Source organism: Paenibacillus sp. alder61, assembly GCF_020179875.1.
Taxonomy (GTDB): Bacteria; Bacillota; Bacilli; order Paenibacillales; family Paenibacillaceae; genus Fontibacillus; species Fontibacillus faecis.
The window spans coordinates 73,238-86,607 of sequence record NZ_JAIUDG010000013.1 but is presented as its reverse complement, the minus strand read 5'-3'; the positions used below and the strand labels follow the sequence as shown (position 1 = coordinate 86,607).

The 13,370-nt window shown below is 57.2% G+C and carries 11 protein-coding genes and 1 riboswitch; of the genes, 9 read left to right on the top strand and 2 right to left on the bottom strand.

Annotation, left to right across the window (positions count from 1 at the left end):
- Window positions 1-54 precede the first annotated feature (54 nt).
- The 8 genes from LBW89_RS15240 (at window position 55) to LBW89_RS15205 (ending at window position 8,478) form a co-directional block, all read left to right on the top strand.
- Complete coding sequence (locus LBW89_RS15240) at window positions 55-879, top strand: TRM11 family SAM-dependent methyltransferase (protein ID WP_225039485.1); 825 nt, start codon at window positions 55-57, stop codon at window positions 877-879.
- 128 nt (window positions 880-1,007) lie between these two features.
- Window positions 1,008-1,214: riboswitch (cobalamin riboswitch) on the top strand.
- 202 nt (window positions 1,215-1,416) lie between these two features.
- Entirely contained in the window at window positions 1,417-2,427 is a 1,011-nt protein-coding gene (locus LBW89_RS15235) for an ABC transporter substrate-binding protein (RefSeq protein ID WP_148450722.1), read from the top strand.
- The gene (locus tag LBW89_RS15230; RefSeq protein WP_148450721.1) at window positions 2,424-3,470 is read left to right on the top strand and encodes a FecCD family ABC transporter permease; all 1,047 of its coding nucleotides are present in this window, start codon (window positions 2,424-2,426) and stop codon (window positions 3,468-3,470) included. The genes LBW89_RS15235 and LBW89_RS15230 overlap by 4 nt, the downstream gene beginning before the upstream one ends.
- The gene (locus LBW89_RS15225) at window positions 3,467-4,261 is read left to right on the top strand and encodes an ABC transporter ATP-binding protein (protein ID WP_225039484.1); all 795 of its coding nucleotides are present in this window, start codon (window positions 3,467-3,469) and stop codon (window positions 4,259-4,261) included. Before LBW89_RS15230 ends, LBW89_RS15225 begins: the two co-directional genes overlap by 4 nt.
- 92 nt (window positions 4,262-4,353) lie before the next feature.
- On the top strand, window positions 4,354-5,454 hold the full coding sequence (gene cobT, locus LBW89_RS15220) for a nicotinate-nucleotide--dimethylbenzimidazole phosphoribosyltransferase (protein WP_148450719.1): 1,101 nt from the start codon (window positions 4,354-4,356) through the stop codon (window positions 5,452-5,454).
- Entirely contained in the window at window positions 5,451-6,020 is a 570-nt protein-coding gene (gene cobU / locus LBW89_RS15215) for a bifunctional adenosylcobinamide kinase/adenosylcobinamide-phosphate guanylyltransferase (protein ID WP_148450718.1), read from the top strand. The genes cobT and cobU overlap by 4 nt, the downstream gene beginning before the upstream one ends.
- Window positions 6,017-6,829, top strand: coding sequence for an adenosylcobinamide-GDP ribazoletransferase (gene cobS / locus LBW89_RS15210; protein ID WP_148450717.1), 813 nt, complete (start codon window positions 6,017-6,019; stop codon window positions 6,827-6,829). The genes cobU and cobS overlap by 4 nt, the downstream gene beginning before the upstream one ends.
- Window positions 6,830-6,882: 53 nt before the next feature.
- Window positions 6,883-8,478 (top strand): cobyric acid synthase, encoded by a 1,596-nt coding sequence (locus LBW89_RS15205; RefSeq protein WP_225039483.1) that lies wholly within the window; start codon window positions 6,883-6,885, stop codon window positions 8,476-8,478.
- A 112-nt stretch (window positions 8,479-8,590) separates the two neighbouring features.
- On the opposite strand, the gene LBW89_RS15200 is transcribed toward LBW89_RS15205, so the two are convergent.
- The gene (locus LBW89_RS15200) at window positions 8,591-10,282 is read right to left on the bottom strand and encodes a methyl-accepting chemotaxis protein (RefSeq protein ID WP_225039482.1); all 1,692 of its coding nucleotides are present in this window, start codon (window positions 10,280-10,282) and stop codon (window positions 8,591-8,593) included.
- Window positions 10,283-10,580: 298 nt separating this feature from the next.
- On the opposite strand from LBW89_RS15200, the gene LBW89_RS15195 reads away from it, so the two are divergent.
- Entirely contained in the window at window positions 10,581-11,285 is a 705-nt protein-coding gene (locus LBW89_RS15195) for a queuosine precursor transporter (RefSeq protein ID WP_148450715.1), read from the top strand.
- Window positions 11,286-12,214: 929 nt separating this feature from the next.
- Here the strand turns inward: LBW89_RS15195 and LBW89_RS15190 are convergent.
- Entirely contained in the window at window positions 12,215-13,300 is a 1,086-nt protein-coding gene (locus tag LBW89_RS15190) for a M24 family metallopeptidase (RefSeq protein ID WP_225039481.1), read from the bottom strand.
- Window positions 13,301-13,370 lie beyond the last annotated feature (70 nt).

Sequence of the window (13,370 nt, the reverse complement as noted above, 5' to 3'; positions counted from 1 at the left end):
TGCAGGCTTGAGCTTCGCAGCTTGTTTGGGCAAGAGCCCGGAGCACATTCCTTTATGGAAAGCAAAACCGCTATCGGAGCGAGCCGGAGCCCTTTCATTTCCATGGAAATGAGGGTGTTGGCCAGAAGCGGCTCGCTCGAGGAGGTTTTATCCCTTGCGGAGAAACTTGACTTGAAGGGGAAGACCTTCAAAGTCAAATATCTCAAAAACGGTACGCCTCGCAGTTACGAAGACCAGCGCCGCTTGGAGAGAACGGTCGGGGCTCATATTCGGGGCACGGCCGAGATGAGGCAGCCGGACGTCCTGTTCGGTCTGTTGCATGACGGGGAGTCGTGGAGACTTGGCATATGCGAGCCGGCGGATCCTGTTTGGCAGAGGCATAAACATAAGCCCCGGAATTATTCTACAGGGCTTTCCGCCACCCTGGCCCGAAGTCTGGTAAATATCGCCGTTCCCGTTGTCTCCGGGTTCCGTGCGGTCGATCCCTGCTGCGGGATGGGCAATGTACTGATCGAGGCCCTATCGATGAGGATCGACATTGTGGGACGGGATATCAATCCGCTGGCGATCCGCGGCGCGAGGGTCAACCTGGCCCATTTCGGATATCATCATGAAGAACTTGTCGGCATCGGGAATATGCATGAAATTGACGATCGCTTTGACGCGGCGATTCTGGATATGCCTTACAATTTATGTTCCGTTCTTCCTTTGGAGGAGAAACGTGCGATGCTGTTGAGCCTGCGCCGGTTCAGCGACACTTCGGTGGTCGTATCGTCGGAAGAACTGGAGCCGGAATTGCGCCGGGCGGGGTTTCAAATTCAGGGCTTTGCCAAAGTAACGAAGGGCTCTTTTGTGCGAAGCGTTTGGGTGTGCAGCTGAGCGTCAGCGCTCTTCCCGGGCAAAATGAATATTTGGCGAAACCGTATCACGGGACGGTTTCTTTCGTATTGTAAGTTCTCGGCTTTTCCCCTATAATCCAAAAGAGATAGATCGCCTGGATTCAAGCGAATACGGAAATACCCGTCGGTCCCGAAGCCCGCAAGTTTGCGAGCCAAGGGTTAAAAGGGAAGCCGGTGAAACTCCGGCACGGTCCCGCCACTGTATACAGGGACGCGCCCAAGCATGCCACTGTCGTACGCCACAGTATGATGGGAAGGCCGGGCGTTCGTCGGAACCTGGAAGTCAGGAGACCTGCCACGGGAAGGATAGACGGTCCTTCGAGGAAAGGATAACGTTCTGCTTAGAGGAGTGATCCCAGCGTTCCGGCACCGGAATATGACGACGGTCTCCCCTATAACTTTGTAGACGTAACCCATCCGCTAGGATGGGTTTTTCTTCATGAAGAGACATCGGAGTTGAGTTGCTGCTCACCAGGCAGGCTATTCTAGAATTACAGACACAGAAGGAGAGAAAGAGATGAAAAAGTGGACTAAGATCTGGGGGATCTGGCTTCTGGCCATTCTGTTGCTCGTCACTGCAGGCTGCGGGGCGAACGGTAAAAATGCCGCGGAGGGCGCCAAAGAGGGACAAGCCCAGCAGCAGGAGACGCCGAAGGATACGTCGAACGCAGCGGACCAGGAAAGCCTTAAAACGACTTATCCGCTGACCGTAAAAGACGGTTACGGCACGGAGTTTACGTTCGAATCGGCGCCGCAGCGCATCGTGTCGCTGGCCCCGTCGGAAACCGAAGGGCTGTTTGCCCTGGGACTGGATGAGCAGGTTGTCGGCGTTTCCGACAATGACGATTATCCGGAAGCCGTAAAAGACAAGCCGAGAATGGGCGGTTTCCAGGTTAATGTGGAAGCGGTCGTTGCGGCTCAGCCGGACCTCGTTCTGGCGGGGAGCCTGGTTGGTGATGAAACGGTGAAAAGCCTGAGTGATCTCGGTTTGAAAGTGTTCCGTTCCAACGCAAAAACGATGGAAGAGGTCATGGCGAACATCCGGTTGGTCGGTCAAATTACGGATCGCCAGAAGGAAGCCGGCGAGGTTACCGGCCAAATGCAGGCCGAGTTGGATAAGGTCAAGGAAGCGGTAGGCAAGCTGCCGGCCGATCAGAAGAAGAAGGTCTATATCGAATTCTCGCCGGGCTGGACGGTCGGCAAGGGTGAATTTATGGATGAAATGATTACGCTGGCCGGCGGAGAAAATGTCGCTTCCGACCTTACCGGTTGGAACGAAATTAACGAAGAGAACATTATCAAAGCGAATCCGGATGTTATTCTTTACGCCAAAAGCGTGGTTGACGAGAATAACCGGACGCTCGCCGATATTATCAAGAGCCGCGGAGGCTGGGACCAGATCACCGCGGTCAAGGAAGGCCGCATTATCGGGTTGGACGACAACCTGCTGAGCCGTCCCGGTCCACGTGTGACCAAAGGGCTTATCGATGTGGCTAACGCGATTTACCCGGATTTGATTCAGCCGTGAGGAACAAACTGGCAGGCTACGGATTTATAGGCCTCGGGCTGCTGATTCTTACCCTGCTGGTCTGTGTGGGATTCGGCTCCGTCAAAATGCCGGTCCTTGAGATCGCGAAGATCCTGCTGCATCGCCTTCCGGGCATGGGCCATTGGATTGAGCCGACCTGGGATACGGCTTCGGAGCAAATTGTGATGCAAGTCCGGCTGCCTCGCGTGCTTCTCGGCCTTCTGGTCGGGGCGTCGCTGGCGGTTGCGGGCGCTGCCTTTCAGGGCGTGCTGCGCAATCCGCTCGCCGATCCGTTCACCCTCGGGGTTTCCTCCGGCTCTGCCGTGGGCGCGGCCGTATTGATTTTTTTCGGCTGGCAGTTTTCGCTTATCGGCGTGTTTACCCTGCCTGTCGTCGCTTTTCTCACCGGGGCGGCTACGTTATGGATCGTCATGTGGCTGGCCCGGGAAAACGGCAAAATACCGATTGAAAGCCTGATCCTGTCCGGTGTGGTCATGCAGTCCTTTCTGGGTGCCGTCGTCTCGTTCCTGACGGCGATGTCCAAGGAGACCGTGAACCAGATCATGTACTGGACCATGGGCAGCTTGAGTCTGAGGGGATGGTCCTATACGGCCATCCTGCTTCCATATTTGGCGCTGGGCGGGTTGTTTCTGTGGAGCCGGGCCCGTTCGTTGAACCTGTTTGCCTTGGGAGAACGGCAGGCGGCCCATTCCGGATTAAACGTGGAGGGAACCAAACTGCTCATCCTCCTCGTCGCTACGCTTATGACGGCGGCAGCGGTATCCGTGTCGGGAGTCATCGGGTTTGTGGGCCTCGTCGTTCCCCATATGATCCGGCTGATCACCGGACCGGACTATCGCCTGATTATCCCGCTCTCCGCGATCGGAGGCGGCATTTTCATGATGTGGAGCGACCTGGCGGCCCGTTCGCTGCTCGCGCCCACGGAAATTCCGCTCGGGGTTGTAACGGCTTTTGTCGGAGCGCCGTTTTTCGCTTATTTGCTGTATCGTAAAAAAAGAGCAAGGGAGAAGGAACTGTCATGATCCAGGTTAAGGAGGTCACCAAGTGCTACGGGAAATTTAAAGCCTTGCAGGACATTGACTGGAGCATTGCGCCCGGGGAGTTTTGGGGCGTGATCGGCCCGAACGGCAGCGGGAAAAGCACGTTGCTCAGCCTGCTCTCCGGCGTCGAAGCGCCCGATCGGGGAGAAATCTCCTTGGCCGGGCGCTCTTTGTCCTCCTACGGGCGAAAAGATCTGTCCCGGAAGCTGGCGGTGCTGCAGCAGGACGGGCTTCCTCCGATCGCCTACACGGTCCGTGAAGTCATCGAGATGGGCAGGTTTGCTTATCAGGACTGGCGTGGCCGGGAAAAACAGGGCGGGGCGGAAGAACTGCTTCAGCGGATCATGAAGAGAATGGAGCTTGAGGAACTGGCGCATCGACCGCTCAGCAATCTGAGCGGGGGACAAAGGCAGCGGGCCGCTCTGGCCAAAGTGATGGCACAGCAGCCGGAGATCGTCCTGCTCGATGAGCCGACCACTTACCTGGATATCCGCTATCAAATGCAGTTTATGGATCTCATCGCCGGTTGGCAGCGGGAGGAGGGCTTGACGGTCGTTTCCGTGATGCACGATTTAAACCTGGCATCACTTTACTGCGACCGTCTGCTCGTGCTGAACGGCGGGCGCATTGCCGGTCAGGGAGCTCCGGGCGACATTCTCGTGCCGGAAACCCTGGAAAGTGTGTTTCATGTGAAGTCTTACCGTATTCCACATCCCGATTCGGGAGCCCCGCAACTGCTGCTCCGAAAAGCGGAGAACATCGTGCCGCGTTGATCCGGACTCGGCGCGCTCTCCCTCATAAAGTCTGCGGATAAAATCAATAAAGAAGACAATCAATCTAAGGTTATTCAAGGAGGCGTTTTCCGATGCTTCAAAGCGTTAAGGAGATAGCTCGTTCGATTTCCGCACTGGACGCCAAGGCGGCCGCCGCAGCCCAACTGCACTTGGATAGCTTGACCAAGCCACCGGGCAGTTTGGGCAAGCTGGAAAGCGTGGCGATGAAGCTGGCGGGAATCACGGGGCGAGTGGCAACCTCCTTCCCCAAGAGCGCCGTCGTCGTTATGGCAGCCGATCACGGTGTTTGCGCGGAAGGAATCAGCGCGTTTCCCGCCGAGGTTACTCCGCAAATGGTGCGGAATTTCCTTGCCGGCGGCGCGGCGGTCAACGTGCTGGCCCGGCAGGCCGGCGCGGAGGTGATGTGCGTGGATATCGGTGTCGACGCCGATATCGAGCATCCGGATTTGATCGCGAAGAAAATCCGGTACGGCACAGGCAACATCGCTGTCGGTCCGGCGATGAGCCGGGAGGAGGCCGAGGCGGCGATCCTCGTCGGCTTCGAAATCGTGAAGCAGGCGGCAGCGCGTGGCGTCGGGTGTTTCGTGACCGGGGAGATGGGGATCGGCAACACGACGGCCAGCGCTGCGTTAATGAGCGCCTTTACCGGGATCCCGGCACGGGAAACCGTAGGCCGGGGGACGGGAATCAGCGAGGAGCGCTGGCGACATAAAGTGGGCGTGGTCGATAGAGCCCTGGCATGCAACCGCCCCGATCCCGCCGATCCGATCGGAACGCTCGCCAAACTGGGCGGCTTGGAAATCGCCGGCTTGACCGGTGTCATTCTGGGCGCCGCGGCCAACCGCTGTCCCGTGGTGATCGACGGGTTTATTTCCAGCGTTGCGGCGCTGGCGGCGCAGCGGATCGCGCCGGAATCCGCGGGGTACATGATCGCTTCGCACGTTTCCCAGGAGCAAGGGCATGCCCAACTGCTCAGCCTTCTGGGGCTTGAGCCGATGCTGCATCTGGAGATGCGCTTGGGAGAAGGAACGGGCGGCGTCCTGGCGCTTCATCTGCTGGACGCGGCCTGCCGGATTATGGCCGAAATGGCCACCTTCCAGGGCGCGGGAGTTTCGACCTCGCACGAGAATGCCAAAGACGGTACCCCGGAAAACGGAGGGAACGGGTTATGATCGTAACGGTGACGGGAGGGGCCCGCAGCGGAAAAAGCTCGTTCGCCGAACGCTGGTGCATGAAGCATGCTCCGTCGGGATGGTATGTGGCGACCGCGCAGGCCTTCGACGAGGAAATGCGTCTGCGGATCGATCGCCATCGCCTTCAGCGCGAGGATAGCCGCTATCCCTGGACAACGTTGGAGGAACCGCTTCGGCTTGCTGGGCTGTTGAGGGAACTGCCGGGATATGACGGCTTTCACCCGGACTCTTGCGTGCTGGTCGACTGCCTGACACTTTGGCTGTCGAACGTGCTTCTGGCCGCGGAGGCCGAAGGGCGGGCCACCGAAGACGCGCTGACCCGCGAGATTGCGCGCTTGCAGGAAGCGGTCGCCGCCTATCCGGGGACGCTCGTTCTGGTGACGAATGAAGTGGGCAGCGGAATCGTTCCCGAGTACCCGCTCGGCCGGCTGTACCGGGATTACGCCGGCATCCTGAACCAGAGGATCGCCGAAATTTCGGACCAGGTCTTTTTGGTGACGGCGGGTATTCCGATCGAACTGAAAAGCAGGGAGTATTTGCTATGACACAAAAAGGACGGCCTATCCTGGCCGCTTTTCAATTTCTGTCCCGGTTTCCGGTTAAGGCGGAGCTGGATTTTACCCCGGAGCTGCTTAAACAAAGCGTCAAGCACTATCCGCTGGTCGGCGCCGCGATCGGGCTTGCCGTTTGGGTAGGGGGAGTTCTGTCGGCGCAGGCGCTCCCCGTGTTCCCGGCGGCGGTGATCGCTTTGATCCTCTGGGTCTGGCTCACGGGCGGATTGCATCTGGACGGCTGGATGGATTCGGCGGATGCCCTGTTAAGCTACCGTTCCCGCGAAAAAATGCTGGAAATCATGAAGGACAGCCGCGTAGGGGCGATGGGGGTGCTCGCTTGCGTTTTGCTGCTTCTGCTAAAGGCTTCACTGTTGACTTCGCTGCTCGCGGCGGGCAGCCTGCCGGCGGGAGCGGCGCTCCTGACGGCCCCCGTGTGGAGCCGTTGGTTTATGGCCCGCGCCATGTCCAAATGGCCGACCGCGCGTGAGGGCGAAGGTCTGGCGGGCCTGTTTCGCGGCCTGAAAGCGAAGGACACCGTACAAGCAGCGATCAGCGCCTTGGTGTTGACCGCCGCCGGATTGAGCCTGACGGCATTGTTGCCGGGGGACGGTCCGGGTCTGCTGCGGCTAGGCGTTTACTTTGTCGCCGCTCCGGTGCTGACGGCAGCGGCCGGTTCGCTGGCCGCCGGCAAAATTTGCTCCAAACTGGGCGGATTGACGGGCGACACCTACGGGGCGATGAACGAAGGGCTGGAGGCGCTGCTGCTTGTGCTGGCGGTTGTTGTTTTTCAGACAGCATAGACGGTTAGGAAGGTAACCCCGCGACAGTATTAGGAGCAAGGGAGGCGAGAGGGATGAATGAAGCGGTCCAAAACCGGGAATCCGAGCCGGGGCAGGGGAAAGTGCTCATGGTGCAGGGGACGGCCTCCGATGTGGGCAAAAGTGTAATCGTCACCGCGCTGTGCCGGATTTTTACCCGCGCCGGATTTCGTACGGCCCCATTTAAGTCGCAGAATATGGCTTTAAATTCTTACGTGACCGAGGACGGGTTGGAGATCGGCCGCGCGCAAGGGATTCAGGCGGAGGCTTGCGGCATCCCCGCGACGACGGACATGAATCCCGTACTGCTAAAGCCTACGGGGGAAATGCGGTCCCAGGTGGTGGTACACGGCAAGCCGCACGCCCATCTTAGCGCTGCGGGCTACCGGGAGGAGTTCCTGCCGGTGGCCAAGCCTTTGGTGATGGAAGCGCTCGGGCGGCTGCGGCATAAGTACGATATCGTCGTGATGGAAGGCGCCGGAAGCCCGGCGGAAATCAACCTGAAGCATCGCGACATCGTCAACATGAATCTGGCCGGATGGGCGGATGCGCCGGTGATTCTTGTGGCCGATATCGACCGCGGCGGCGTATTTGCGTTTCTGGTCGGTACCCTGGAACTGCTGGAACCGGAGGAGCGGGCCCGGGTCAAAGGATTTATCATTAACAAGTTCCGGGGAGATCTGGCGCTTTTGCGGCCGGGTCTGGACTGGCTCGAGAAGCGGACGGGGATTCCCGTGTTGGGCGTACTGCCCTTTATGCCGGATCTGGACATCGAAGCGGAGGATTCGGTGGTGCTGGATACGTACTCGTCACGTCCGACGGCCGGCCGGGAGCTGGATATCGCGGTGATCCGCTATCCCCGAATATCGAATTTCACCGATTTCGACATTCTTTCTTCGGAACCGGATGTGTCCTTGCGTTATGTTCAGCATGCCGATCAGCTCGGTACCCCCGACATCGTCATACTGCCGGGATCCAAAGATACGATCGGCGATCTGGAGTTTTTGCGTGAGCAGGGGTTGGAGCGCGCGATTCGCGAATTTCTGGAGGGCCGGCGTAACACCCGGCTTGTCGGCATCTGCGGCGGTTACCAAATGCTTGGCCGGCAGCTTCATGATCCCGAAGCCGTGGAATCCGCGGTTCCCCGCGCGGCCGCAGGTTTGGGCTGGCTGCCGGTGGAGACGACGTTTCTTCCGGGCAAAACGACGATTCGCGTCGGCGGGAGCACGCTGCCCGGGATTGCGGGTTTTGCAGACTCGGCGGGACGCGGATTTCCGATCAGCGGTTACGAGATTCATGCGGGACGGACGGAGCCGATGCGGAACGTAAGCGACACGCCCGTATCCGAAACGGTCCCGGTATTTTTCATCCGCGAGCCGGATGGAACCGACCGGTTTGAGGGGACCGCACGAAAGGACGGGAGGGTGTTTGGCACCTATCTGCACGGGGTGTTCCAAAACGACGCCTGGCGGCGGTCCTGGTTGAACGCCGTACGCGCGGACAAGGGGCTCCCCCCTCTGAAGTCGCAGTTAGCGGCCGATTCACGGAAAGAGGCCGCGTTTAACCGGCTGGCGGATCATGTGGAATCCCACTTGGATATGCGGCAAATCTACAGCATGCTGCGGCCATAGCCGGGCCAGGTCGTTGGCGTTTAACAGAACGAATGAATGATGACAACGCAAACGCCCGCGTTTAAGGTATTCCCTTATACGCGGGCGTTTTGTTCGTTTTCTGGAAGGACGCCTATATTTTAAACTTCTCCACCGCTTCCTGCAGTGTAAGCGCCTGGCGATACAAAGACTGAACGGTCTCGGTATGAAGCTCCATTTCGGACATTTGCCGGTTGGCGTAATCGGCGATCTGTTCGATGCTCTGCAGGGATTTGGCGGTAATGTTCGCGGCTTCTTCCACCGAAGCGGTGACTTCCTCCGTGCCGGCGGACACTTCCTGTGTCGAAGCGGATACCGATTGAATCGTCGAATTGATGGTTCGGATAAGTTCCGTCAGTTGGCCGAAAGCGAATCCGGCCTGGTCGACGCGCTCACGTCCGGACTTGATTTCATGGCTGACAAGCTCCATGGCGTTAACGGAATTCACGGCCTCCTCCCGGATGCTGAGCAGGTACTCCCCGATTTGGTCCGTCGCCGTACGCGATTGTTCCGCCAGCTTGCGGACTTCCTCGGCGACCACCGCGAACCCCTTGCCATGCTCGCCTGCCCGAGCGGCTTCAATCGCCGCGTTCAGCGCCAGGATATTGATTTGTTTGGTGATGTCCATAATGACTCCGACCACCGCGGCGATGGACTCCGACCGTTCATTCAGAACGGAAATATAGCTGCGCGACTGGATCGCCGCCTGTTCGATCGCTTTCATCTGCTCAACGGCCGTATTGGCGAGCGTGTTGCCAGACTCGGCCTCCGTCGAAGCCTGCCCGATCTTCTCCGTCACCACGGCGGATGAAGTGGCGATATGCTGCACGCCCTGCGAGATTTCCTCCATCGCCCTGGCGTTCTCCGCCGCGGTGGAAGCGATCGTGAAGCTGCCTTTTTCGATCTCCAGCGTCGCCGTACCCGATTGTTCGGTTAGCTCCTTGAAGGTGGAGGCGGAGTGGAGCAACTGGTCGGAACCGTCTACAACGTTGCGGGAGGTTTCCAGCACTTGTCCGATCATCGCTTTTAACTGCGCCGTCATGATCCGGAAACTGTCGGCGAGCCGGCCGACTTCATCCTTGGACGCAATTCCGATTTCCTGCCGGAAATCGCCCTGTGCCATCAGGCTGGTTACTTCCTCCAGTTTTTTGATCGGGTTGGTGATCCGCCGGCTGTTGAGATAAGCGACCAGCATCCCGACGAGAATCACAAGCAGGAAAATCCCTATACAAATCCAGAAAATTTCCGCCTTCTTGTCCTCGATGAACGTAGCGTCCATGCCTACGGCGAGCAGCGCCGAACTGCCCGGGAGGGCGATGTAGGCGGTTTTATGAGACCCGAATTGGTCGGAGTACAGCGGGCTGATGCTGGCTTTTCCTTTCGATTCGGCTTTGCGCATCGCCTCCTGAACTTCAAGCTGATCGCCGACCTTCATCGGGGATCCCTCATCCACGCCGATGACGATGGCCTGATCCTCTTTCAAGTCGAGCAGATAGGCCGTATGTAACTGAAACTCTTCCACCTTTTCGCTGAGATAGGACTCTACAATGACGCGGGAATTTTCCTTCCCGTTCAACAATTGCAGAGCTTGTGTCGTATCCATCTCTTTAAAAATATCCTTCGAGCTCGTTTGCAGCACCCTGTCAAATTGCGGCAGCACATTCCGGTTGATAATCCCCATGGAGACAAAGTAGAAACTCAGGCTGAACAACAGCGAAGACAAAATGATGACGATCGCAAACGTGGCCATAAACTTGCGGCCGATAGAATGATTGACTTTTAGCATAGAAAGCCTCCCCTGTCCCTCTCCTAATTTTCTTTATTTCTCTGCTTGACGTGATCCGGTTACCTAGGCGGTATGGCATGGTCCTAGTCTTAATTAACCAGTGTATATTTAGGACTATTTTATAGAAAAAAATGCCTTTTGAAAATGATATTTTTTATATTTTCATTTTTCAAATTACGGCAAATGAAAATAAGGGATGGCAACCGGGCCGGAGTTGTGGTATCTTGGGACTTGCTGCGCTTTGAAGCAGCCGCGGTTCGCAACCATCCCGCGTAATCAAAACTAGGAGGAGTTTCAGATGTTCAATATCGGATGGGGCATTTTTTATATGCTCGTCAATTTCGGCTTTTTCCTGCTCTGTTATCGGTTGTTTGGGAAAAAAGGCCTGTATGCCTGGATCGGCGTCGCCACCGTCATCGCAAACATTCAGGTCGTCAAGACCGTGGAGATGTTCGGCATCGTCATGACGCTGGGGAACACGATGTATGTCAGCCTGTACTTGACCAGCGATTTGCTGAACGAAAAATTCGGGCGCGAGGAAGCCAAAAGAGCCGTCTGGTTCGGCTTTTTCACCTTGATCATGACCACCGTTCTCATGCAGATGGTACTGGCCTTTGAGCCGCAGGAAAGCGACATTTCCCAGGGAGCGCTAGAGACGATTTTCGGGCTGATGCCGCGGCTCGCACTCGGAAGTCTCACCGCCTATTTTGTCAGCCAATTTCTGGACGTCCGCCTGTACTCGTGGATCCGGAAATACTATCCCAAGCGTCATCAACTTTGGATTCGGAACAATGGAAGCACGATGGTCAGTTCTTTTGTCGACACGCTGATTTTCTGCTCCATCGCTTTTCTCGGACAGTACAGTCTCCAGGTTTGGCTGGAAATCCTGCTGACGACGTACGTGTTCAAATTTGTCCTAACGGCCGCGGGTACTCCCGTTCTGTATATCGCCCGGAACTTCCACCATGCGGAGGATGAGCCGGTTAAGACGGTGCCGCAATAAGCGGTTTATTATGAAGATAACCCTCGGGCCATTCGCCCGGGGGTTATTAAGACTATCGAGCTTAAGAAACTTTATAGCATGGAAAAAGACGGCGTTGGAGCACATTCGATCAATCCTTCGGGCCCGATTGCATCTGATCCCGCGCGGTACCCACCGACCGGACGCATCCCGCGCGCCCTAACGGAAGCCATAGCCGCTATTATGGCCAAAAGGGCCGATTACTGAAATCTAACGGACGTATTAGCGCCTATTTCCGTAATTTCGGTCGGTGAACCCCCGAATTAGCAGGAATAGGCGTTATTATTTCCGTTAGGATGGCGATCGGCCCTATTTTCGCGAAATAGCGGCTATTACGTCCGGGTACCCACCGACCGGACGCATCCCGCGCGCCTAACGGAAGCCATAGCCGCTATTTTGGCCAAAAGGGCCGATTACCGAAATCTAACGGACGTATTAGCGCCTATTTCTGTATTTTCGGTCGGTGAACCCCCGAATCAGTAGGAATAGGCGCTATTATTTCCGTTAGGATGGCGATCGGCCCTATTTTCGCGAAATAGCGGCTATTATGTCCGGGTACCCACCGACCGGATGCATCCGGCGCGCCTAACGAAAGCCATAGCCGCTATTTTGGCCAAAAGGGCCGATTACCGAAATCTAACGGACGTATTAGCGCCTATTTCTGCAATTTCGGTCGGTGAACCCCCGAATCAACAGGAATAGGCGCTATTATTTCCGTTAGAATGGCGATCGGCCCTATTTTCGCGAAATAGCGGCTATTATGTCCAAGTATGGCCGGGCGGGCTTTCACCCAATGACTTCGCTCGAGCGGTCGAGCCTGAGTCGGACCGTATCCGATTGCTCTTGGTTCAGCCCGCCGTCGCTTCTTGGTTCAGCCCGCCGTCGATCTTTGCAAGGGCTTTTCACCCGCCCTACAAATACTGCAGCTCTTTGGGAAACGCCGTGAGCACCTCGACGCCGGACGCCGTTACAAGGCAATCGTCTTCGATTCGAACGCCGCCAACGCCGGGCACGTAGATGCCGGGCTCGACCGTAAACACATTCCCTTCCCGGAGCGTATGCTCGTTCAGACCGTGGATGGAAGGGAATTCGTGGACATCAATGCCGAGCCCGTGGCCCAGCCGGTGGTTGAAATAGGGGCCGTACCCGGCATCCTCGATGACGTCTCTCGCCGTCTTATCCAGGGAGGCGAACGTCATGCCGGGCTTGACGGCGGCGATGGCCGCCCGGTTGGCCGCGAGCACCGTTTCATAGATGCGGACCTGTTCCGGTTTCAACGCTCCGAACGCGAACGTACGGGTGATATCGGAAGCGTAACCGGCGGCATAGACGCCGATATCGAACATCACCAGGTCGCCGGGGCGCAGTTGGCGCTCGCCGGGAACCCCGTGAGGCAGCGCGGTTTTCTCGCCGAACAGCACCATGCTGTCAAAGGAAGGGCCATCGGCGCCCAGCTTGCGGATTTGGTACTCCACTTCCGCGACAAGTTCGGACTCCGAAACGCCCTCCTTAACTTGTTTGAGCGCTTGCTCCAGCACGGCTTCGATCAGCCGGACCGCACGGCGAATCCTCTCAACTTCGGCAGGGCTTTTGCAAACGCGCATTTCCCGCAGCCAAGGTCCGACATCCGCATATTCCGTCAAAGCCAGGGCTTCCTGCAGGTGTTCCAACCGGGACACCGTCATGTACTCTTTTTCAAGACCCAGCTTGCCCGCCGGGGTTTTCAAATGCTTGCTCAAGAGTTGATACGGATTGTCGGTATCGAGGTGGGTCACGATTTCCATGCCGTGGGTGGCGGCTCGTGCGGCCTCCTCATCCAAGGCGGGCACGACCAGAAACGGGGCGTCGCCGGGCTGAAAAACAACGCCCAGAAAACGTTCGTGCGGATTGCTGAGAAAACCGGTTAAATAATATACATGCTTGGGGTCGGTGATGAGCAGGGTTTGCAGCCCATGCTGCTTCATCAGTCGTTCCAAAGCGGACCATTGCTCGGTCATTACGGACAACTTCCTTTCCTGATTGGACTTGGATAAATAATAGGTTACTACTTCTTACGGAGAAAAAAAA

What these genes read in the sequence shown, in the direction of transcription:
- LBW89_RS15225 (WP_225039484.1), top strand. Translation starts at nt 3,467, where the DNA reads ATGATCCAGGTTAAGGAGGTCACCAAGTGCTACGGGAAATTTAAAGCC.
- LBW89_RS15195 (WP_148450715.1), top strand. Translation starts at nt 10,581, where the DNA reads ATGTTCAATATCGGATGGGGCATTTTTTATATGCTCGTCAATTTCGGC.
- LBW89_RS15205 (WP_225039483.1), top strand. Translation starts at nt 6,883, where the DNA reads ATGAATGAAGCGGTCCAAAACCGGGAATCCGAGCCGGGGCAGGGGAAA.
- LBW89_RS15200 (WP_225039482.1), bottom strand. Translation starts at nt 10,282, where the DNA reads ATGCTAAAAGTCAATCATTCTATCGGCCGCAAGTTTATGGCCACGTTT.
- LBW89_RS15235 (WP_148450722.1), top strand. Translation starts at nt 1,417, where the DNA reads ATGAAAAAGTGGACTAAGATCTGGGGGATCTGGCTTCTGGCCATTCTG.
- cobU (WP_148450718.1), top strand. Translation starts at nt 5,451, where the DNA reads ATGATCGTAACGGTGACGGGAGGGGCCCGCAGCGGAAAAAGCTCGTTC.
- cobT (WP_148450719.1), top strand. Translation starts at nt 4,354, where the DNA reads ATGCTTCAAAGCGTTAAGGAGATAGCTCGTTCGATTTCCGCACTGGAC.
- LBW89_RS15240 (WP_225039485.1), top strand. Translation starts at nt 55, where the DNA reads ATGGAAAGCAAAACCGCTATCGGAGCGAGCCGGAGCCCTTTCATTTCC.
- LBW89_RS15190 (WP_225039481.1), bottom strand. Translation starts at nt 13,300, where the DNA reads ATGACCGAGCAATGGTCCGCTTTGGAACGACTGATGAAGCAGCATGGG.
- cobS (WP_148450717.1), top strand. Translation starts at nt 6,017, where the DNA reads ATGACACAAAAAGGACGGCCTATCCTGGCCGCTTTTCAATTTCTGTCC.